Origin of the sequence: Streptomyces sp. TLI_185 (assembly GCF_003814765.1) — a bacterium.
GTDB lineage: Bacteria > Actinomycetota > Actinomycetes > Streptomycetales > Streptomycetaceae > Streptomyces.
The window spans coordinates 421,743-440,433 of sequence record NZ_RKRB01000001.1; the positions used below are offsets into that span (position 1 = coordinate 421,743).

21 protein-coding genes and 2 pseudogenes are annotated in these 18,691 nt (G+C 71.2%); 10 read left to right on the forward strand and 13 right to left on the reverse strand.

What is annotated here, in order from left to right; all coding sequences use genetic code 11:
* Positions 1-48 precede the first annotated feature (48 nt).
* From EDD92_RS01910 to EDD92_RS01920, 3 genes are read right to left on the reverse strand one after another with little or no spacing between them, the layout of a single operon-like run.
* Positions 49-384 carry a hypothetical protein gene (locus tag EDD92_RS01910; RefSeq protein ID WP_123962563.1) on the reverse strand — a complete coding sequence of 112 codons (336 nt, stop codon included), beginning with the start codon at positions 382-384 and terminating at the stop codon, positions 49-51.
* The gene (locus EDD92_RS01915) at positions 381-1,010 is read right to left on the reverse strand and encodes an RNA polymerase sigma factor (RefSeq protein WP_185123903.1); all 630 of its coding nucleotides are present in this window, start codon (positions 1,008-1,010) and stop codon (positions 381-383) included. Before EDD92_RS01915 ends, EDD92_RS01910 begins: the two co-directional genes overlap by 4 nt.
* On the reverse strand, positions 1,007-2,569 hold the full coding sequence (locus tag EDD92_RS01920; protein WP_123962565.1) for a sodium:solute symporter: 1,563 nt from the start codon (positions 2,567-2,569) through the stop codon (positions 1,007-1,009). The genes EDD92_RS01915 and EDD92_RS01920 overlap by 4 nt, the downstream gene beginning before the upstream one ends.
* A gap of 168 nt (positions 2,570-2,737) precedes the next feature.
* Here EDD92_RS01920 and EDD92_RS01925 point away from each other — a divergent pair, with 168 nt between their 5' ends.
* The 3 genes from EDD92_RS01925 to EDD92_RS01935 are packed head-to-tail and all read left to right on the forward strand — an operon-like array spanning position 2,738 to position 5,366.
* Positions 2,738-2,959 (forward strand): DUF3311 domain-containing protein, encoded by a 222-nt coding sequence (locus tag EDD92_RS01925; protein WP_123962567.1) that lies wholly within the window; start codon positions 2,738-2,740, stop codon positions 2,957-2,959.
* Positions 2,960-3,018: 59 nt separating this feature from the next.
* Positions 3,019-5,181: a carbon starvation CstA family protein gene (locus EDD92_RS01930; protein ID WP_123962568.1), complete on the forward strand. Its 2,163-nt coding sequence runs from the start codon at positions 3,019-3,021 to the stop codon at positions 5,179-5,181.
* A complete protein-coding gene (locus tag EDD92_RS01935; RefSeq protein ID WP_123962569.1) occupies positions 5,178-5,366 on the forward strand; it encodes a YbdD/YjiX family protein in 189 nt (62 codons plus the stop codon). Before EDD92_RS01930 ends, EDD92_RS01935 begins: the two co-directional genes overlap by 4 nt.
* Before the next feature lie 75 nt (positions 5,367-5,441).
* Here EDD92_RS01935 and EDD92_RS01940 read toward each other — a convergent pair whose 3' ends face one another.
* A complete protein-coding gene (locus EDD92_RS01940; protein WP_260326282.1) occupies positions 5,442-5,831 on the reverse strand; it encodes a GNAT family N-acetyltransferase in 390 nt (129 codons plus the stop codon).
* A 311-nt stretch (positions 5,832-6,142) separates the two neighbouring features.
* On the opposite strand from EDD92_RS01940, the gene EDD92_RS52035 reads away from it, so the two are divergent.
* Positions 6,143-6,268: a hypothetical protein gene (locus EDD92_RS52035; RefSeq protein ID WP_311736749.1), complete on the forward strand. Its 126-nt coding sequence runs from the start codon at positions 6,143-6,145 to the stop codon at positions 6,266-6,268.
* 170 nt (positions 6,269-6,438) lie between these two features.
* Entirely contained in the window at positions 6,439-6,609 is a 171-nt protein-coding gene (locus EDD92_RS49720) for a hypothetical protein (protein ID WP_185124507.1), read from the forward strand.
* A 185-nt stretch (positions 6,610-6,794) separates the two neighbouring features.
* On the opposite strand, the pseudogene EDD92_RS01955 reads toward EDD92_RS49720, so the two are convergent.
* From EDD92_RS01955 to EDD92_RS50800, 3 genes and pseudogenes are all read right to left on the reverse strand, one after another.
* A pseudogene (locus EDD92_RS01955) lies at positions 6,795-6,995 on the reverse strand (uracil-DNA glycosylase); the annotation flags it as partial.
* A gap of 379 nt (positions 6,996-7,374) precedes the next feature.
* Complete coding sequence (locus tag EDD92_RS01960; RefSeq protein WP_123962571.1) at positions 7,375-7,653, reverse strand: hypothetical protein; 279 nt, start codon at positions 7,651-7,653, stop codon at positions 7,375-7,377.
* Between the two features lie 378 nt (positions 7,654-8,031).
* Positions 8,032-8,328: pseudogene (locus tag EDD92_RS50800) on the reverse strand (IS5/IS1182 family transposase); the annotation flags it as partial.
* A 115-nt stretch (positions 8,329-8,443) separates the two neighbouring features.
* Between EDD92_RS50800 and EDD92_RS01965 the strand changes: the two are divergent.
* Positions 8,444-8,659, forward strand: coding sequence for a DUF4177 domain-containing protein (locus tag EDD92_RS01965; RefSeq protein WP_030946390.1), 216 nt, complete (start codon positions 8,444-8,446; stop codon positions 8,657-8,659).
* Between the two features lie 71 nt (positions 8,660-8,730).
* Here EDD92_RS01965 and EDD92_RS01970 read toward each other — a convergent pair whose 3' ends face one another.
* Positions 8,731-9,669, reverse strand: a complete 939-nt coding sequence (locus EDD92_RS01970; RefSeq protein WP_123962573.1) for a LysR family transcriptional regulator — start codon at positions 9,667-9,669, stop codon at positions 8,731-8,733.
* Positions 9,670-9,741: 72 nt separating this feature from the next.
* Here EDD92_RS01970 and EDD92_RS01975 point away from each other — a divergent pair, with 72 nt between their 5' ends.
* Together EDD92_RS01975 and EDD92_RS01980 are read left to right on the forward strand one after the other, a co-directional pair.
* On the forward strand, positions 9,742-10,629 hold the full coding sequence (locus EDD92_RS01975; protein ID WP_123962574.1) for an SDR family NAD(P)-dependent oxidoreductase: 888 nt from the start codon (positions 9,742-9,744) through the stop codon (positions 10,627-10,629).
* A gap of 39 nt (positions 10,630-10,668) precedes the next feature.
* Positions 10,669-10,911, forward strand: a complete 243-nt coding sequence (locus EDD92_RS01980) for a hypothetical protein (protein ID WP_123962576.1) — start codon at positions 10,669-10,671, stop codon at positions 10,909-10,911.
* Between the two features lie 184 nt (positions 10,912-11,095).
* On the opposite strand, the gene EDD92_RS01985 is transcribed toward EDD92_RS01980, so the two are convergent.
* Positions 11,096-12,295: an amidohydrolase gene (locus tag EDD92_RS01985; RefSeq protein WP_123962578.1), complete on the reverse strand. Its 1,200-nt coding sequence runs from the start codon at positions 12,293-12,295 to the stop codon at positions 11,096-11,098.
* A gap of 155 nt (positions 12,296-12,450) precedes the next feature.
* On the opposite strand from EDD92_RS01985, the gene EDD92_RS01990 reads away from it, so the two are divergent.
* A complete protein-coding gene (locus tag EDD92_RS01990) occupies positions 12,451-13,014 on the forward strand; it encodes a hemerythrin domain-containing protein (RefSeq protein WP_123962580.1) in 564 nt (187 codons plus the stop codon).
* Positions 13,015-13,045: 31 nt separating this feature from the next.
* On the opposite strand, the gene EDD92_RS01995 is transcribed toward EDD92_RS01990, so the two are convergent.
* On the reverse strand, positions 13,046-13,567 hold the full coding sequence (locus tag EDD92_RS01995) for a hypothetical protein (protein WP_123962582.1): 522 nt from the start codon (positions 13,565-13,567) through the stop codon (positions 13,046-13,048).
* A gap of 166 nt (positions 13,568-13,733) precedes the next feature.
* On the opposite strand from EDD92_RS01995, the gene EDD92_RS02000 reads away from it, so the two are divergent.
* Positions 13,734-14,267 (forward strand): DoxX family protein, encoded by a 534-nt coding sequence (locus tag EDD92_RS02000; RefSeq protein ID WP_030946407.1) that lies wholly within the window; start codon positions 13,734-13,736, stop codon positions 14,265-14,267.
* Between the two features lie 5 nt (positions 14,268-14,272).
* On the opposite strand, the gene EDD92_RS02005 is transcribed toward EDD92_RS02000, so the two are convergent.
* Genes EDD92_RS02005 through EDD92_RS02015 form a run of 3 tightly spaced genes read right to left on the reverse strand, consistent with a single transcriptional unit; the run spans position 14,273 to position 18,630 of the window.
* Positions 14,273-15,055 (reverse strand): alpha/beta fold hydrolase, encoded by a 783-nt coding sequence (locus EDD92_RS02005; protein ID WP_123962584.1) that lies wholly within the window; start codon positions 15,053-15,055, stop codon positions 14,273-14,275.
* 60 nt (positions 15,056-15,115) lie between these two features.
* Positions 15,116-16,255 carry an alpha/beta hydrolase gene (locus EDD92_RS02010; protein WP_123962585.1) on the reverse strand — a complete coding sequence of 380 codons (1,140 nt, stop codon included), beginning with the start codon at positions 16,253-16,255 and terminating at the stop codon, positions 15,116-15,118.
* Positions 16,252-18,630, reverse strand: a complete 2,379-nt coding sequence (locus EDD92_RS02015; RefSeq protein WP_123962587.1) for a thioester reductase domain-containing protein — start codon at positions 18,628-18,630, stop codon at positions 16,252-16,254. Before EDD92_RS02015 ends, EDD92_RS02010 begins: the two co-directional genes overlap by 4 nt.
* Positions 18,631-18,691 lie beyond the last annotated feature (61 nt).

The window sequence follows — 18,691 nt, forward strand, 5'->3', positions numbered from 1 at the left end:
GTCCGTGTCGGGCTGAGCCGGCGGAGGAGCGCTCGGCGGGCTGGGCCCTCAGGTCCGCCCGGCCAACCACCCTCCCGGGGTTCCAGGGCTGCCCGCGCCGGAGAAAATCACGCCGGGGTGGCTCGGTGTCTGGTTGAGGACCCACAGGCCGATCAGAGTGGCGAGGGTGAAGACCACCGCGATGAGAGCGGCCAGCACGAGGCGGCGGCGGCGCTCGCGGCGCAGCCAGTCGCCGCGGGCCGTGCGGTAGGCGTCGGGAGCGGCCTGCACACCGCCCGCCAGTGCCGACAGGGCCTCGCGCAGCTCCTGTTCGGTGCCGTCGTGTTCCGTCCGGGGCCGTCCCGTCGGGTCCTGGTCGGTGCGGTCCGGTGAGGTGTCGTTCATCGCCGGGCCTCCATCACCTGGCTCAGCGCGGCGATGCCGCGCGCGGTGTGTGTCTTGACCGAACCGCCGGAGATGCCCATGGCGGCGGCTATCTCGCTCTCCTTCAGTCCGAGCCAGTGGCGCAGGACGAGTGCCTCGCGCTGTCGTGCGGGCAGTTGCTGCAGTGCGTCGATCAGTGCGCGCTGGTCCTCGTGGAGCAGGGCGGTGCTCTCCGCGGAGGCGACCAGTTCGCTCGGCGGACCTTCGACGTGCTTGCGGGCGACCTGCAGGTGACGTATGCGCATCCGGGTCAGATTGCACACGGTGGAGCGCAGATAGGCCTCCGCCGCCCCGGGTTCCCGCAGCCTGCGCCACTTGCGGTAGATCTGGTAGTAGGCCTCGGCGACCACGTTCTCCGGGTCGTCGGCGCCCAGGAGCACGGCCAGGCGCAGCATCGACGCGTAGTGCACCTCGAACAGACGGGCAAGGGCGGCCTCGCGCTCCAGGTCGGCCGGGTCACGCGGTGCGGGCGTGAGGGCCTCGGGGGCGTCGGGTGGTGCGGCCGTGGGCTGCGGGACGCGTGGCTCGGTGGCCGGGGCCGCCACGGCCTGCGGCACCGTCACGCGGGGGTGCTGTCTGCGTCTCACGGGTTGTTCGCTCCCGTCTCGGGGCGCCGCCTGACGGTCAGGCGGGACGGTAGGTGGGTGGCGTCGGCTCCGCGCGGGACGCCGAGGCGTTCGAGGGCCGCGGTCGCGGCCACGGCGACGAGCAGGTTGAGCAGGAGCGCCGCGAGGCCTGCGTAGACCTGCAGGGGCCGCGCGCCGAAGCCGAGGGGCACGACGGACGAGAAGCCCTCCCGCACCACGAGGTAGGTGCCGGCCGCCATGCCGACGGTCCAGCCGGCCAGCAGGGCGCGCGGATGCAGGCGACCGGTGAACAGGCCGATCGCCACCGCGGGGAAGATCTGCAGGATCCACACCCCGCCGAGCAGCTGGAGATTGATCGCGTCCTGGTCGCGCAGCCCGAAGACGAAGGCGACCGCGCCCACCTTCGCGGTCAGCGACACCATCCTGGCGATGCGCACCTGCCGCTTGGGTGTGGCCGTCGGGTTGACGTACTCGACGTACACATTGCGTACGAAGCTGGTGGCGGCGGCGATCGACATCACGGCGGCCGGTACCAACGCGCCCACCGTGATCGCGGCGAACACCAGCCCGGCCAGCGGCGCCGGCATCAGCCGGTCCACGAGCATCGGAACGGCGGCCTCGGCGCCGCCCTTCGGCGCCCGTACTCCCGCCGCGAGGGCGGCGATGCCGAGGAAGCCGAACAGGGCGAGCAGCCCGGTCCAGGCGGGCAGCGCCACGGACACCTTGCGCAGGGTGCGCGGGCCGTCGGCCGCGAAACCTGCGGTCAGGACGTGCGGGTACATCAGCAGCGCCAGCGCGGAGCCCAGGGCGAGTGTGGCGTAGGCGGGCTGCTGCTGGGGCGACAGCAGCAGCGCGGAGTGGGCCGCGTCCGTGCCGCCGAGGCGTCGCGCGGCGCCGTCGAAGACCGCGCCGGGCCCGCCGAGGCGTTCCAGGACCAGCCAGCACACGGCGGTGACCGAGACGAAGACCGCGCCGGCCTTGAGGGCCGAGATGACCGTGGGTGCCCGCAGTCCGTGCCGGTAGGTGGCCACCGCGAGTCCCGCGAACAGCGCGACCATCACCAGGTCACCGGCCACGCCCCGTGGGTACACTCCCCCGGCCGTCAACACCGCCCGTATGCCGAGCAGTTGGAGCGCAAGATACGGCATCGTGGCGAGGATCCCGGTCAGCGCGACCACCAGTGCCAGCGGCGGGGAGCCGTAGCGGCCGCGCACGAAGTCGGCGGTGGTGATGTAGCCGTGCCGGCGGGCCACCGTCCACAGGCGGCTCAGCAGGACGAAGGCGAGCGGGCAGACGATCACCGTGTACGGCACGGCGAAGAAGGCGGGCGCACCGTTGCCGTAGGCGAGTCCCGGTACGGCGGTGAAGGTGTACGCGGTGAAGATCGTGCCGCCCAGCAGCAGCCAGGTCCACACGGGGCCGAGGCTGCGGTCGGCCAGCGCCCAGCCCTCCAAGGACGGCAGCCGGTCGGTGGGGTGCAGGCGCCGTGCGGTGACGGCGAGCAGCGACGCCCCGCCGATCACGGCGAGGAACGTCGCTGTCATGGCAGCGTCCGCCATGGGTCACCGTCCTTGGTGTGCCTGAGCCCTTGCCGGAGAGTTGCGCACGCAGCCCGTTCCGATGACAGAAAACCGGCGGGAAATCTCCCGGACATTCGCTGTCAACCACTTCCGGGGGGTGGGCAACTCTTGCACAGACCGACAGCGGTGGGGAAAGGAGCGCAGGTCATGGCACGAACCGGTCATCACCGGCTACGGCGCGTCGCGATCGCCGTACTGCTCCTTGCACCCGCCGCGGGTCTGCTGTGGGTGCCCTGGTACGCCGGTGCGAGCCCGCGGCTGGCCGGCACGCCGTTCTTCTACTGGTACCAGCTGGCCTGGGTGCCGGGGTGCGGTCTGTGTCTGCTCGCCGCCTATGCGCTGACCAGGCACGACCGCCACGGTCCCTGATCCGCACACGCCTTTCTGTCACTTGCCCCCTTTGATCACCCTTGAGGTGAGGAGCCGCCATGCCCAACTCCGCCATGCCCGGAACCGGTCTCCCGGTGTCCCCACGCCCGGGCCGCTCCCGCATGTCCCCGCGGTCGGTCCTGCTGTGGGCCACCGTCTCCCTGCTGGGCGCGGTCGCCTGGGGCGTCCTCGCGCTCGCCCGCGGCGAGAAGATCTCCGCGGTGTGGCTGGTGGTCGCCGCGCTCGGCTCGTATGCCATCGCCTACCGCTTCTACTCGCGTTTCATCGCCCACCGCGTCCTGCAACCGGACGACCGCCGGGCCACTCCCGCCGAACGCCTGGAGGACGGCGTCGACTTCCACCCCACCGACCGCCGGGTGCTGCTGGGCCACCACTTCGCCGCGATCGCCGGAGCCGGACCGCTGGTGGGGCCGGTCCTTGCGGCGCAGATGGGGTATCTGCCCGGCACGCTGTGGATCGTGGCCGGGGTGATCTTCGCAGGTGCCGTGCAGGACATGGTGGTGCTGTTCCTGTCCATGCGGCGCGACGGCAAGTCGCTCGGGCAGCTGGCCCGTGACGAGATCGGCCGGGCGGGCGGAGCCGCCGCCCTGATCGCCGTGTTCGCCATCATGATCATCCTGCTGGGTGTGCTGGCACTCGTGGTCGTCAACGCGCTCGCCCACTCCCCCTGGGGCACCTTCTCCGTGGCGATGACCATCCCCATCGCCCTGTTCATGGGTGTGTGGATGCATCGCATCCGGCCGGGCCGGGTCGTCGAGGCCAGCCTCATCGGGGTGGCACTGCTGCTCCTCTCGATCGCCGGCGGCAGCTGGATCCAGAACTCCTCGCTCGCCGACGTCTTCACCCTCAGCCCGACGACGCTCGTGTTCTGTCTGGTCGGATACGGCTTCGTCGCCTCCGTCCTGCCGGTGTGGATGTTGCTCGCGCCGCGCGACTACCTCTCCACCTTCATGAAGATCGGCACCATCGCGCTGCTCGCGGTCGGCGTCGTGGTCGCCGCCCCGGTGCTGCGGGCCGACGCCGTCAGCAAGTTCGCCTCGACCGGCGCCGGGCCCGTGTTCGCCGGGGCGCTGTTCCCCTTCCTCTTCATCACGATCGCCTGCGGCGCGCTCTCCGGCTTCCACGCCCTGGTCTCCTCCGGCACGACTCCCAAGCTGATCCAGAAGGAGTCCCAGGTCCGGATGATCGGCTACGGCGCCATGCTGATGGAGTCGTTCGTGGCGATCATGGCGCTGATCGCCGCGGCGACCCTGGAGCCGGGCCTGTACTACGCGATGAACGCACCGGCCGGCCTGCTGGGTACGACAGCCGAGTCCGCCTCGCACGCGGTGGCGGGCCTCGGCTTCACCATCACCCCCGGCCAGCTGACCCACGCCGCCAGGGCCGTCGAGGAACAGACCCTGATCGCCCGCTCCGGCGGTGCACCGACCCTCGCCGTCGGCATGTCGGAGATCTTTTCCGGGGTCTTCGGCGGCACGGCGCTGAAGGCCTTCTGGTATCACTTCGCGATCATGTTCGAGGCGCTGTTCATCCTCACCACCGTCGACGCGGGCACCCGGGTGGGCCGCTTCATGCTCCAGGACATGCTGGGCAACGTCTTCAAGCCGCTCGGCCGCGTCAACTGGAAGCCGGGCATCTGGCTGTGCAGCGGTCTGGTCGTGGCCGCCTGGGGCTACTTCCTCTACACCGGGGCCACGGACCCTCTCGGCGGAATCAACCAGCTGTTCCCGCTCTTCGGCATCGCCAACCAGCTCCTCGCCGCCGTCGCCCTCACCGTGTGCACCACGGTCCTGATCAAATCCGGGCGGCTGCGCTGGGCCTGGGTCACCGCCGTCCCCCTGGCCTGGGTGGTAGCGGTCACCTTCACCGCCGGCTGGCAGAAGATCTTCTCCGACGACCCCAAGGTCGGCTTCTTCGCCCAGCGGGCGCGCTACGCCGACGCCATCGACGCCGGCCAGGTCCTGCCGCCCGCCAAGAGCCTCACCGACATGCACACCGTGGTGACCAACTCCACCGTCGACGGCGTCCTCATCGCCCTGTTCCTGCTGCTGGTCGCCGTGGTGATCGTCAACGCGGCGGTGGTGTGCGTCCGGGCCGTACGGTCGCCGCATCCGCTGCCGACGACCGAGTCGCCGTACGTCGAGTCCCGCATCGACCGGCCCGAGCAGGCCGGCGAGGCGCTGGTGGGGGCAGGCTCATGAACACCCGCGGCTGGGCGCGGAGCGTGCGCTGGTATCTGCGTGAGCTGACCGGGGAGGCGGAGTACGACCGCTACTGCGAACGGCACCGACGCCACCACCCGCTCGCTCCGGTACCCACGCGCCGCGAATATCAGGTGCTCCTGGCTCTCCACCGGGAGGAGCACCCGCAGAGCCGCTGCTGCTGACGCCTTCGGCAAGCACCGCCACGGGACGGGTGCGCATCCATGGGTGATGCGCACCCGCCTCACGTGCGCGGAGGTTCACAGTCGAGGGCGGGAGTACCGGGCCAACTCGATGCTGAGTTGTGCGCCCGGTTCTGCAAAGCCCAGTGCGGCCGCAACGCGTCGGGAGGCCGGACGCCGGGCGCGCCACTGCGGCAGCAGCCCGGCAGCGAGGGCGTGTGCGACCGTCGCGGAGCCCGTCGCCCGGGCAAGTCCGCGCCCTCGCACCTGTGATGCGGTCAGCACGCTGACGTGGGCGGTTCTGCACGGCCAGGTTCGGTATCCAGCGGCGACGATCACCTGACCGTGCTCTCGGACCACGAACGCGGGCGACGTGATCTCGTCGAGACCGGTCTCACGGGCGTCCTCGGCTCCTGCCGCCTCTTCCAGTCGCCTCAACTCGCGGTCATCGGCGGGCAGTTGATCCACTGTCGACGCACCGGGATGCACCGGCCGGAAGCGCTGCGGGGACAGCTACGACAGCACCGCCGGACCAAGCACTCTACTCACGGGCAGCACGCCTCCACATCGGGAGCGCGAAGGGCATCGACAGCCTGTCCCTGCTGTGGCTTGCCGGGAACTCGAATGCAAAGATCACGATCGTCGCGCCGGGCAGCCTCCCGCAACAGCCGGCCGAAGCGAGGCAGGCAATTCAGCTGTGCCGAGAGCGGATCGACGAGATTGTCGAGCTGGGTGCCGAAAAGCTGGGCACCCCGGCGTATCACGCGCGCAACTGCTGGATGGTCGACCGCTCCGGCATGGTGATCGGCTTCCCTCTGCACGGCCCCGAAGGCACGTCCGGCACCCGGCAGACCCTCAGCTACGGCGCCCAGCAGGGGAAACTGCGTCTGATCGTGCTCGTGTAACCCATACAGCGGGCAATCATGAGGGCATGACCGCGCACGAACGACGCGTCGGCGCCGCCACACTGAAGCGGCTCAGGATGTCCCGCCGCTGATCCCTCGCGGACACCGCGCAGGCAATCATCGACGCGGCGTCCGGGCTCGGGCAGCCCCTCGCTTCCAGTATCGCTGGCGTGCAGTGGTCCGTCGCCCGGTGGGAAGCGCGACGGCGCCGGGTCCTGCCGGGCGAGCGGTATCAACTCGTACTCGTGCATGTGTATGCACGCGATCCCGACGGTCAGCACAGCCTCGGCCTTGGCTCGGACTTGGCCGAACTCCTCGACGTCCTGGCCCACCTGGGGTAGAGCGAGCACCAGCTCCACGAGCTGCGCGCGCTGCTCGTACATACGGCCACGAACACTGGCGGTGGCCTGCTCGCGCTGCTCGGGCCGACGACGCAGCACGCCATGCATGCGGCCCTCGCCGAGGGACTCCCCAGCATCCAGTGGGAGTACCGCCCGAAGGAGCTGGGCTTCGGCTCGGGCAGGACCTGCTGGCGACACGCCGTCAGATCGCCTTTCGACGGCCTGGGCAGACCCAGGTCGGAGTGCATCTCTCGGAAGATGTTCCCCAAGCGCCCCGGCAACGAACGCACCTGGGGTGAGAGCGCGAAACTCAGCCCGATTGCCATCCTCGGAGTGGGACAGGGGTCCTGACCGACGATCAGGACCCGGACGTCATCGAAGGGCTGGCCCTGGCCAGGTGAGCCCCGCCCAGAGAGTGCCCCGACCCACTGACTCGACAAGAGCCCGATACCCCGACAGAGAAACACCAGTTCAGGGACCTGATCCGCGAAAGCGGACACGATCCCTGAACTGGTTTCAGAGGCGTCTCGGTGCCATCGGCATTGGCCTGCAGCCTGGTCGGCACGGCTCACCAGACTGGCGCGCTGCCATCAGCGGAACAACCCACAGACCGTCTGCACGGCCCGTGCTCCACCGGTTGGTCTCGCCATGAGGCGCTGGTCCGCACCCGCCGGCGACTCCCGTCGATCAGCCCCTCGTCGACATGCGCACTGCCTGCCGACCTGCACAACAGGGCACAGCGCTCCCCCGGTTCTATGACACGGCCTAGAAGGCGCTGTTGTCGCAGCCCATGGACGAGCCCACGTGGGTGTTCTGCCCACCCGAGTTGCCCTCGCCGCCGAGCGCGTTGCCCAGCGCGCCGTTGAGGACGCCGACCTGGCCGAGGACGTCGACGTTCAGGTCGTGCGACTTGCAGTGGGAGCTCTGCAGGACGTTCCCGCCACCGTGACCGTCGTTCCCAGTGGCGGTGGCGGTGCCGGCGCTCACGAGTCCAACGCTGCCGAGGGCGACCGTCAGGACGGCAGTCTTGAGAAGCTTGTGCATTTCATCTCCGATGGAGTGAGGTCAGTGCGATCCGTAAGGGATCGACTCCGTATAGCCACAGGACGTTAATATGAAAAATCGGAATATGATTCATTGACACGCCGGGATCTGCGATCGGCCAGATCGCCCGAGCCGCGAGACGTGGTGGTCACACCACCTTGATCGAGCGCACCTCCGCCGACCTCTTCGAACACGTCGGCATCTCCCCGTCACGGGCAGCACCCCCGCATCGCCGACCGACCCGAACCGAGAACACCCAAGTCCGCCCAGGGTCCCAGCGCGATCACTCCATTGCGAAACCCCAGGTCAGCGACCCGGGGATCCGTTGCGATGCAGACCAATCTGGGCCCTGCGCCCTGCGCGTGCCTCTAACAACGGCTAACACAATGAGCTGAGTTGTCGATGGGTGATCAGGCAGCAGGCGGGTTTGAGGAACGCTTCGTGGAAGTCGGCTCGGCGTTCCCAGCGGATCCGTAGACGCCGGAGCCGTGCAGCCACGCGAAGCCTTCTTTCGATCATCCATCGGTAGGTGCCCGGTCCCGTGCCGTGTCGGTTTCCGCGGCGGGCGATGGCCGGCACAGTGCCGCGTTCGTGGACCTGGTCGCGGTAGACGTCGCGGTCGTAGCCGCGGTCGGCGAGGAGCGCGTCGGGTTTGCGCCGCGGTCGACGCCAGGGGGAAGAGGTCACTTGGTGGCGGGGGACTGACACGTCCTGCCGCAAGTGTGGCCCGCCTCGCAGCATGATTGGCTGGCCCCGGGCAGTGCAACAACACACCGGAGGGCACGCAGGTATGAGTAGCGGCTACACCTATGAGTACAAGGTCGTCAGTTTCAGGGAGTCGCTGATCGGTGACGCGCTGGACAGCGACAAGCTGGAGAAGGTTCTCAACAAGCATGCCGAGGACGGCTGGGGCCTGAAGGCGATCACCTCCGCCGACGTCAAGGGCCGTATCGGCCCCGGCGCGGTTGAAGGCCTGCTCCTCACCTTCGAACGGCCCCGCGCGTAGCGTCGGCCGTACCGCTGTTGCCGGCATCGGGTCCGCAGTGCGCGGACCCGATGCCGTGTCAGCAGTGCGCATCAAGCGCCTGGCGCGGCGTCCGCGTCAGGGGCGTTGAGGGCTGCGGCGCGGAGGGCGGCTGCCACACGTCTGACCGGTTCGGTGGGTGGGTGCGGGAGGCGGGCGAGGAGCAGGCGCCGTTGTTCCTGGGGTCCGCCGCGAACCGGGAGGATGCGTACGCCTGGCGGCGCGGCTGGAGCGAGTGTCGCGGGCACGGTGGTGAGGCCGCAGCCGGCGGCGACGAGGTGGAGCTTGGCCAGCCAGTCGCGGGCGGTGTGGGCGACCTCGGGTCGCTCGTCGAGGCCGGGCCACACTCCCATCAGCCGGTCCTGACCTGAACCGGCGCTCCCGATCCAGCGCTGCCCGCGCAGGTCGTCGACGTCGACGAAGTCGCCGCGGGCCAGGGGGTGACCGGCGGGCACCGCGAGACGCAGGGCACGTTCGCTCAGCGTCTGCAGGGCGAGCGGGGGCGAGTCGGTGTCCGGTGGGCGGAACGGTGGCATCGAGGCCAGGAGCGCGAGGTCCAGGGTGCCGGCCCGCAGGGCGCGCACCAGCGCCGGGGTGGTGCTTTCCCGGCTGACGACGTCGAGCCCTGGGTCCGTGCGGCGCAGCATGGCGAGGGCCGTGGGGAGCAGGACGGCTCCGGCGCTGGGGAACCAGCCCAGCCGGACCGTGCCGGACTGCTCGGGCAGGCCGGACAGTTCGCGCGCGGTCGCATCGATCTCGTCGAGCACGGTCGTTGCGCGGCGCATCACGACGCGGCCGGCCGCGGTCAGACGTACACCGTCGCGCCGCCGTTCCAGCAGCTCCGCGCCTGCCGCCCGTTCGATCGCGGCGATCTGCCGGGACACCGCCGACTGGGTGTAGCCCAGCGTTGCGGCGGCCGCGGTGAACGTTCCCTGTTCGGCCACCGCACGCAGGACCCGCAGCGCGGTCAGCGACACATCCGTGAAGTCCATGACGATTACGCATACTAGCTGTGCCCAACTTTCGTTGGACTCATGGATGTGGCCGTTTCTAGCGTGGCAGGCATGAATGCTTCGCGAATCGCTCTTGTCACGGGCGCCAACCAGGGGCTGGGCCGCGCACTGACCGAGGGGCTGGCGGCCCGTCTGAGCTCGGCCGACCTGGTGCTGCTCACCGGCCGCGACCAACGGCGCGTGGCGGACGCCGCCCGCGCGGTGGCGCAGCTGCCCGGCACCCGCAGCCAGGTTCAGGGCCGGGTCCTGGACGTCAGCGACACCGGCGCCGTCACCGCACTCGCCGATGAACTGCGCACACGGTACGGCGGTGTCGACGTCGTGTTCTCCAATGCGGTCGCCCGCGTGCTGCCCGAAGAGTCCCAGGCCGCACGGGCCGACGAGTTCATCGACGTCTCCAACACCGCCACCCACGCGATCCTGCGCTCCTTCGGCCCGATCCTGCGCCCGGGCGGCCGACTGCTGGTGGTGGCCAGCAGCCTGGGCACCCTCGGCCACCTCGACCCGCGGCTGCACCACCTGTTCGACGGCGCGAGCCTCGACCAGGTCGAGTCCGCCGTCGAGTCCTGGCGCAGCCGCATCCACGACAAGACCGCCGAGGAAGCGGGCTGGCCCCGCTGGCTGAACGTGCCCTCAAAGGTCGCCCAGGTCGCCGCCGTCCGCGCGGTCGCCGCCGGGCGCCGCGAGCGCGACCTCGCGACCGGCACCCTGATCGCGTCCGTGTGCCCCGGCATGGTCGACACCGCCACCTCCCGCCCCTGGTTCAGCGACTACAGCCACGCCCAGTCGCCCGACCAGGCCGCCCGCGCCGTACTCGACCTGGTCTTCTCCGAGCACGTCGATCCGGCGCTCTACGGCGAGTTGGTGCGCTTCGGCAAGGCCCTGCCCTGGCACGACGGCACGCCCCCGGTGGAGCAGGACCGGCTGCTCACCCCCTGAGGTCATGGGGCGCGCCGCCATGCGGGGAAGGTGTACGCCATGGCGACGATCCTCGTACTCGGTGCCGCGCTCGGCGGCCTGCAGACGGCGCTGCTGCTCGCCGCGGACGGTCATGACGTGACGGTCCCGGAACGCGACGCGGATCCGGCGCCGGCGGATGCGGAATCTGCCCGGTCGCGATGGCGGCGTCCCGGGATCCCGCAGTTACGGCTCACCCACCTTCCGCGGCCCGCCGGCTCCAGCTGGCCGAGGCCCATCTGGCGGGCCTGGTGGGGCAGTTGACGGCGGCCGGGGCCGTCCGGATGAACGTCCTCGCGACCGAACCGGGGCTACGGGGTGTGCTGCGGTCCGGTGACGAGCGGTTCGACATCCTCGCAGCCGCGCCGGCCGTCCCGCACGGGAGGACCTCCTCGCCGCCCTCGCGGGCTGACGGGCGGCACCGGGCACAGCCCGACGACGGGGCGCGTCAGCGCCGGGCCACGACGGCGACACTGCCCCCGTGCTCGCGCCAGGCCTGCTCGCGCAGTTCGGCCGACAGCAGCAGTTCCACCGCTGTGCAGGCCAGCGCCTCGGTCGCGGCGAGCATCACACGGCGGGCGCGGCCGGAGGCTGCCGCGGCGGCGAACTCGGGGGTGTGGTCGGAGCCGTCCGGATCCATGATGGCGACGAAGGGGTGGATCGCGGGCGCGCGTCCGCTGACGTTGCCGATGTCCGAGGAGCCCAGGAACACGCCGGGCGCCGGTGGCGTGAGGTCGATGCCCGCGCGGGCCAGGTGACGGGCGAACCGTGCGGACAAGGCCGCGCTGTCGCGGAAGTGCTCGTAGCGCGGTGTGGCCCGTCCGAAGGTGACCGTCGTGCCCATGGCGCGGGCCACGCCCTGTGCACAGGTCAGCACCTCGCCCGCCAGGTCCTCCAGAGCGGTGGTCGTCGCGGCGCGCAGGCCGAACAGCCCTTCCGCGTACTCGGGGACGATGTTCGTCGCCAGGCCGCCGTCGGTGACGATGCCCTGGACGTGCGACCCCTGCGGGAGGCGTGGGCCGACGGCGGCGAGGGCGTTGAACAGCTGGATGAGGGCCGCGAGGGCGTCGATGCCCTCGGTGGGGTTCCCGGTGGGGTGGGCGGCTCGGCCGTGGAAACCGATGCGGTACTGCGTCTGTGCGGTCAGCGGCGCCCACTGCCAGTTGTGGACACCGGGATGGAACATCAGCGCGGCGTCCACGTCGTTGAAGACGCCCGCCTCGGTCTCGGTGACCTTGCCGCCGCCGCCCTCCTCCGCGGGCGTGCCCACGGCCCATACGGCCCCTGCGCCGTCCCCGAGGACGGCCCGTGCCGTGAGCGCGGCGCCGAGGCCGGCCGCGGCGATCAGGTTGTGGCCGCAGGCGTGCCCGAGCCCGGGCAGCGCGTCATACTCCAGGAGGAGGGCCACCGCCGGCCGGCGGACGGTTCCCGCCCGCGCGGCGAAGGCGGTGGGCAGGCCCGCGAGGTCGCGCTGCACCGTGAACCCCGCGCGTTCGAGCTCGCCGCTCAGCAGCCTCACCGCCCGGTGTTCCTCGAATCCGTACTCGGGGTCGGCGTGCAGGGCCAGGGCGACCTCCCACAACCGCTCCGCGCGGGCGGCCACCTCCCTCACCACCCGTCCGAGCGCCTCGTCCACCGCGTCTGCCACACCGGCCTCCCGAGGTCTGCCAGGTACGTCTGTGTCTCCGTACGAGTTCCAACAAGGCGGCCTCCCACACCGTTAACCCGCTGCGGGACGGGGCACTCGGGGGCTCCGGCGGATCCGGAGGGGGAGCCGCCGCATCTTGGCTGGAGGTGAACAGGATGGGACACGGTGGAAACGTCATCGACGAGCTGATGACCGATCACCGGGAGGTCGAGGAGATCTTCGGCCGGATCGAGGCGCTGCCGTCCGGTGACAAGGACCGCAAGGTGTACGCCGACCAGGCCACGATGGAACTGGTCCGGCACTCGGTGGCCGAGGAGGAGTACCTCTACCCGGCGGTGCGGGAACACCTCGTCAACGGGAACACCATGGCGGACAGGGAGATCGACGACCACGCCGGCGCCGAGCAGATCATGAAGGACCTGGAGAGCTGCGACGCGGGCGACGCCGAGTTCGACCGTCTCGTCGCGAGGCTGATGAGCGAGGTCCGCGCGCACATCGCCGACGAGGAGGAGAACCTCTTTCCCCAGCTGCGCACGGCATGCACGCCGCAGATGCTCGACGAGCTGGGAGACAAGGTCCGCCAGGCCAAGAAGCTGGCGCCGACCCGGCCGCACCCCTCCGCACCGGACACGCCTCCGGCCAACAAACTGCTGGCGCCTGGGGCCGGGCTGGTCGACCGGATGCGTGACGCGCTGAGCGGGCGCGGCAAGCACGAGTGACGGGACCGCCCCGCACCTGGACGGCCGGCTCTCAGGCCGGCTGTCCCGGCTTGAGCAGGGTCATCAGCTGGTCCTGGTGGAGTGCGGTCACCGGGGCGAGCAGGTCGGGGTGGCGCAGCAGGGCCGCCGCCCGCCGGTCGCTCTCATCGGGGGCGACCAGGCGCCGGAACGCGGCGGGGGTTCCGGCGGTATGGCTGCCCTCGGCGACCGCGGCCACCGCGAGGCCGGCCAGTTCCGGGTCGCTCAGCAGACAGGCAGCCCAGCTGGCCACGACCTCGTCGACCCAGGTACGCCAGGCGTGGGCGTCGACGTCCTGGCCGGTGGCGTCGTCCGCGCCGGCGATCCAGTCGAGCCGGGCGGATCCTCCGGGGCCCGCCATGCCGACCAGGGCGGCGTCCACCGGGGTGGGGTAGCGCAGCCAGGCGGCGACCGTCACGGCCTGGCGGGCCTGCACCTCGCACAGGGCCGAGGCCAGTGCACCGCCGCCCGAGGGGTAGGCGCAGGTCAGCCACTGGGCGGTCGCCGCAATGAGCGGGGAGAGGTCTGCGAGCACTGCGGGGCCGTCCGTACTGCGTGGGAGAGGGCAGGGGCTTGTGAAAGACGGTAGCTGGCCGGCTCGGGCAGGGACATGCCCGCATCCGCTCCGGTGACGTGGCATCGACCACAGCGACGCGGGAACCCGGTGGGTCTCTGCACGCACCCACCCCTGGGAGAGGGTCATGAGTCTTCTGCGTCTGGTCGGCCGCCCCATGCTCGCCTCCATGTTCGTCTCCGGTGGTCTGAACACGCTGCGCGCTCCCGAGGAGGTCGCTCCCGTGGCCGAGCCCGTGGCCCAGCCGGTCACCGAGCGGGTCGAGGCCCTGCCGGACCGCACCGAGCAACTCGTGCGGCTCAACGGGGCCGTGCAGGTGGTGGCGGGTCTGCTGCTGGGCAGCGGCCGGCTGCCCCGCCCGGCCGCGCTGGCCATCGCGGCCACGCTGGTGCCGACGACGCTTGCGGGTCACCGTTTCTGGGAGGCGGACGACCCCGAGGAGCGCGCCCAGCAGCGCATCCACTTCCTGAAGAACCTGTCGATGCTGGGCGGTCTGCTGATCGCGGCCGACGACACCGCAGGTGCTCCCTCGCTGGCCTGGCGTGGCCGTCATGCCGCGCATGATCTGCGGCGCGATGCCCATCTGGTACGCCGGTCCGTGCGGGCCACGGCCCGGCCCGCCGCCGCCGTCGGCGGTGTCCGGGCCCGGCTGGCCCGCTGATCACCTCACCCGCGGGCGGCGACCAGGAAACGGTCGAGGGCCGTGGTCAGTTCCGCCGGTTTCTCCACCGGCAGTTCGTGGCCTGCGTCGATGATGCGGACCTCGGCGTCCGGATAGGCCTTGGCCATGCGCAGCATCTGCTGCACCGGCAGCTGGATGTCGTGGTAGCCGTGGATCAGGAGGGTGGGTACACGGATCTCGCCGACCCGGTCCAGGACGTCGAAGGCGCGCATGGCGCCGTAGAGCGTCATGACGACCTCGCGCGGGGTGGCGGCGGAGGCCTTGATGCAGGCGCGGACCTCCTCGCGGGGGTAGCCCGGCGCGAAGGCGCGCCGGATGTTGGTGGCGACGAACAGCTTGTACGGGACGAGCGTCGAGGCCGCCATCAGCAGGCCCCGGCCGCGGCTGTAGGTCATGCGGGCGATGGAGTCGACCAGCACGAGGCGCTCGACGCGCTCGGGGTGGTCGAGGGTGATGGTCTGCGCGATCATGCCGCCCATCGAGTGGCCCACGAGGACGGCCCGTTCGACCTCGAGGTGGTCGAGGAGGGCGAGGACATCGATGGCGAGTTCCGCGACGGTGGGCACCCCCGCGCCGCTGCTCTCGCCATGGCCGCGCAGATCGAGGCGGATCACCCTGCGCTTCTTTGCGAAGTGCGCCATCTGGTGGTCCCAGCGGTGGCGGTTGGCGGTCCAGCCGTGGATGAACACCAGGGGCACGCCGTCGCCGTCGCGGGGGCCCTCGTCGTCGTACGTCAGCGCTGCGCCGTCGACTTCGAGCTGCGGCATCGTGCCTCCTGGAAACGGTCCGGTTACTGGCGAGTACGTTAGCGGTCGGCGGGGCCCTCGTCACCGGCGTTCGCCGAGGAAGTCGAGGATGTGCCCGAAGACGTCGAGGGCGGCGCCCCGGCCGAGGAAGGTGTCCAGGTGGCCGTAGCCGGGGATCTCGGTGCAGGTCACGTCCAGGTGCGGGTGGCGGCGGGCCAGGACGTCGCGGCACAGCTGCTGGGAGTCCAGCCAGAGGCCGTTGTCGCTGCCCGTCAGGAGCAGCAGCGGGGTGTCGATGCGGCCGGCCGCGTCCAGGGCGTTGGCGGGCAGGGCCGCGTAGCGGTGGTCGGTGTCGTGCCAGCGGACCACGGTGCGGGCCAGTTCGATGCGGCGCAGGTGCGGCAGGATCCACAGGGGTGCGGGGCCGAGGAGTTCGGCCAGCCGGTTGTGGGTGGTCTCGGTCAGGTGCTCGTGGACGAAGAGTGAGGCGCCGGTGCCCCATGCCGAGTGGTGCAGGATCTGGCAGGTGGGGTCCGGGCAGCTCGCCTTGCGGGAGGCCAGTGCGAACAGGGGCGTGTACCTGGAGCGCAGACCCACCGTGCGGAAGTCGACGGGGATGTGGTCGAGGCGGGACTTGAGCAGTTCTCCGGCCAGGGACATGCGCAGCGAGGTGCGGCCCGCGAGTTTCGGGGTGAGGAACACGCCCTGCGCCACCACGCCCGCCAGGCCCGGGACCAGACCCGCCGCCATGCTCATGGAGAGGGTGAGGGCGCCGATGCAGTGGGCCACGGCGAACAGCGGACGGTCGTCGCCGATGCGGGAGCGGATGTGGGAGACGGCTGCGGGGATGTCGTGGAGGGCGACGTCGTCGTAGGTGTATTTCTGGCCGGTCGCGTTGTAGGGCAGGCGGCAGCTGCCGCGCCAGTCCAGCAGCCACGGCTCGTAGCCGTCGTCGAGCAGGACGTCGACGAGGTTGCGGATCTCGGGCAGCAGGAACATGTCGGCGGAGGCCGTGTGTCCGTGCAGCAGGAGCACCGCGGGGCGGTCCCGCTCGCCGGTGTCGATGCGGGTCAGTCCGAGGCGGACGCCGTCCGGGGCGTGGAAGGGAATCTCCTCGACCCGCTGCGGGTCGAGACGGTGATGCAGGGGGCGCAGGGTCGGGGTGGTTCTGACCTTGCGGAGGGCCGGCCTGGTGGTGGGTTTCGTCGCCTTGAAGATCATCGGTTGTGCTCCGTGGGGTGCGGGGTGCGGCGCAGGTCGAGGAGGTCGGCGGCGGCCCGGGTGAAGGGGCCGAGCAGGCCGCGGCCCATCTGGAGGCCGAACCAGGCGAGCCAGGTCAGCTTGGCGGCGCGCTGCTCCCGGCCGGTCAGCCGGGGGTCGACCTTGATGCCGTCGATCTGGTCGCGTACGTAGCTGTCCGCAGGCACGACCAACTCCCCGGCCAGCAGGGCGGGTTCGCCCTCGCGTCCGATCTCGACGGTCAGGGCGCGGGTCTGGCGCCAGACATCGCGGCGGGCGCGGGCGTGTTTGCGGCCCTCCAGCCACCAGCTGCCGCCGTCCGCATCGCGCAACAGCAGCCGGTAGCGCAGGAGTTGGTGGGTCATGCCGTGCCGTTCGGGGATGCCCTCCTCAGGGCGGATCCACACGTCCCCGCGTTCCACGGTGAGCGGGTCGGGGTGTACGGCCGGGCAGGCGAGGTGTCCTCGGACGTCGATGCGGCGCTCGGTGACCAGCTGGTGCATGCTCGCGATGGAGAGCGTGAGGTTCATCGAGCAGGGCGTGTCGGCGGGGGCTGCGACCGGGCCCACGTGGCCCTCGGTGGTCTCGGTGAACCAGAGGTAGGGCTGGTCGTCCTTGTGCGGCAGCCGGGCCAGGCCGTCGCCCGCCAGCCGCTCGAACGTCTTGAGCTGGGCGCGGGCGTCGTAGCGGGTGGCCGGTGGCAGGCCGAGGGCCTCGACGAGGTGCGCGGTGCGTTCGCCGGTGGCCGCCGGTCCCTTGAGTGTCGCCTCGCACAGCTTCAGCGCGGTGGGGCTCTGCAACACCCGGGACAGGAAGGTCAGTTCGGGTACCGGTTCGGCCTGCAGACGGGCCAGAGTGTCGGTGCGCCACTCGTCCCAGTCCTTGACGCGCACATGCATGCCGCCCAGGGCCATGTCCTGTACGACGTCGTCGAGCGTGTTCGGCACGCCGGTCAGGTTGTAGTCGAAGCCCCAGGCGTCGGGTTCGCAGATGACGCCGACCGCGACCCGGCTGACCCAGTCCACCGGGGCGACGTTGAGATGACGGAAGGCGGGCACGGTGCGGAAGCGGCCGAAGGCCGACACCAGGCCGCTGGAGAGGTCCTGGGGGTTGTAGGCGCCCGTTTTGGTGTGGCCGCCGATGCCACCCGGGCGCAGGGCGGTGACGATCAGGCCGTGGTCGCGGGCGCGGCGCAGCGCGACCTCCGCCGCCCACTTGGTCTGGTCGTAGCCCGCGATGAGGCGGTCGGCGTGGGCCAGGGGGTCGTCCTCGCCCATGGAGGTGATGCCGACCTCGTTGAAGACGGCGATGGAGGAGATGTGGTGCAGGGGTTTGGGGCGGCCGGCCGCCGCCAGTTCGGCCAGGGCGAGGGTGCCGAGGACGTTGCCGGCGCGCAGTGACTGGTAGCCGCGCAGGAAGTCCACGGCCGCGGCCACGCCCAAGATGCCGTCCAGTTCGTGGGCGAGCCGGTTCCACTCCTCTTCGTTCAGGCCCAGGTGCGGGCGGCGGATGTCGCCGGGCAGCACGGTGATACGGCGGCGGACCTCCGTCGACCACGGCAGCCGGTAGCTGCGCAGGGCCTCGCCGAGCCGGGTCTCGGCCGCTTCCTCGTCGGCGGCGCGGACCAGGCAGTACACATGGGCGTCGCTGTGGCGCAGCAGGTCAAGCAGCATGTGGCTGCCGAGGAAGCCGGTCGCGCCGGTGAGCAGGATCCGGCGGGGCGGCAGGGGCTCGGGAGCGGCGATGAACGGGAGGCGGTCGGCGAGGGCGAGGTCGGCCAGGATCTGGTCGAGGTCTTCGCGGCGGGCGGTGGTGTGCGGCGCGCGGGCAGGTTCGGGGAACCGTGCGGCCGGGGGCGGTGACGTGCGGGGAGAGGGGACGGGCAGCGCAGTCGTCGTCCCGGCCGCCGGGTGTTCCGCGGTGGTGAGCGTGGGGGGAACGGCCCTGATTCCGGGGATCCGTGCCCAGCGGCGGGCGAGGCTGCTCGGGCGGGCGTCGGCGAACACCTCGTCCAGATCGACCTCGATGCCCAGCGCCTCCTCCAGCTCCGCCACGAGTTCCACCGCGTGCACGGAACTGCCGCCGGCGTCGAAGAAGTCGGTGTCGGGCGAGAGATGGCCCTCGGGCAGATGGCGGCCGGCCGCCGTGGCGATGACGGCGGCCAGCACGTCGACATCCGGAGACGGATCCGCGTCGGGCGACCCGTCCGTGGCTGTGGCGGAGTGTGCAGGCACGGCAGCCGGCACGACCCTCGCCAGCAGGTCGCTCACGCTGAGTCCGCCTCCGCCGCGCTCGATCGACTCCGCCGTCGCCCGCTGACCGGCGTACGCCGACGCGTCCTCGTTCATCTCACGCATCAGTGCCCTTCACCATGTCCGCAACCATTTCCGCGGTCCCTTTCTCTTGCTGTCTGCTTCG

Bases quoted from the DNA above. Each gene is read 5' to 3' on its own strand.
- EDD92_RS01910 (WP_123962563.1), bottom strand. From the start codon at position 384: ATGAACGACACCTCACCGGACCGCACCGACCAGGACCCGACGGGACGG.
- EDD92_RS01935 (WP_123962569.1), top strand. From the start codon at position 5,178: ATGAACACCCGCGGCTGGGCGCGGAGCGTGCGCTGGTATCTGCGTGAG.
- EDD92_RS02005 (WP_123962584.1), bottom strand. From the start codon at position 15,055: ATGCCGCAGCTCGAAGTCGACGGCGCAGCGCTGACGTACGACGACGAG.
- EDD92_RS02000 (WP_030946407.1), top strand. From the start codon at position 13,734: ATGAGTCTTCTGCGTCTGGTCGGCCGCCCCATGCTCGCCTCCATGTTC.
- EDD92_RS02015 (WP_123962587.1), bottom strand. From the start codon at position 18,630: ATGCGTGAGATGAACGAGGACGCGTCGGCGTACGCCGGTCAGCGGGCG.
- EDD92_RS01930 (WP_123962568.1), top strand. From the start codon at position 3,019: ATGCCCAACTCCGCCATGCCCGGAACCGGTCTCCCGGTGTCCCCACGC.
- EDD92_RS02010 (WP_123962585.1), bottom strand. From the start codon at position 16,255: ATGATCTTCAAGGCGACGAAACCCACCACCAGGCCGGCCCTCCGCAAG.
- EDD92_RS01975 (WP_123962574.1), top strand. From the start codon at position 9,742: ATGAATGCTTCGCGAATCGCTCTTGTCACGGGCGCCAACCAGGGGCTG.
- EDD92_RS01990 (WP_123962580.1), top strand. From the start codon at position 12,451: ATGGGACACGGTGGAAACGTCATCGACGAGCTGATGACCGATCACCGG.
- EDD92_RS01965 (WP_030946390.1), top strand. From the start codon at position 8,444: ATGAGTAGCGGCTACACCTATGAGTACAAGGTCGTCAGTTTCAGGGAG.
- EDD92_RS01980 (WP_123962576.1), top strand. From the start codon at position 10,669: ATGGCGACGATCCTCGTACTCGGTGCCGCGCTCGGCGGCCTGCAGACG.
- EDD92_RS01925 (WP_123962567.1), top strand. From the start codon at position 2,738: ATGGCACGAACCGGTCATCACCGGCTACGGCGCGTCGCGATCGCCGTA.
- EDD92_RS01970 (WP_123962573.1), bottom strand. From the start codon at position 9,669: ATGGACTTCACGGATGTGTCGCTGACCGCGCTGCGGGTCCTGCGTGCG.
- EDD92_RS52035 (WP_311736749.1), top strand. From the start codon at position 6,143: ATGGTCGACCGCTCCGGCATGGTGATCGGCTTCCCTCTGCACGGCCCC.
- EDD92_RS01920 (WP_123962565.1), bottom strand. From the start codon at position 2,569: ATGGCGGACGCTGCCATGACAGCGACGTTCCTCGCCGTGATCGGCGGG.
- EDD92_RS01960 (WP_123962571.1), bottom strand. From the start codon at position 7,653: ATGCACAAGCTTCTCAAGACTGCCGTCCTGACGGTCGCCCTCGGCAGC.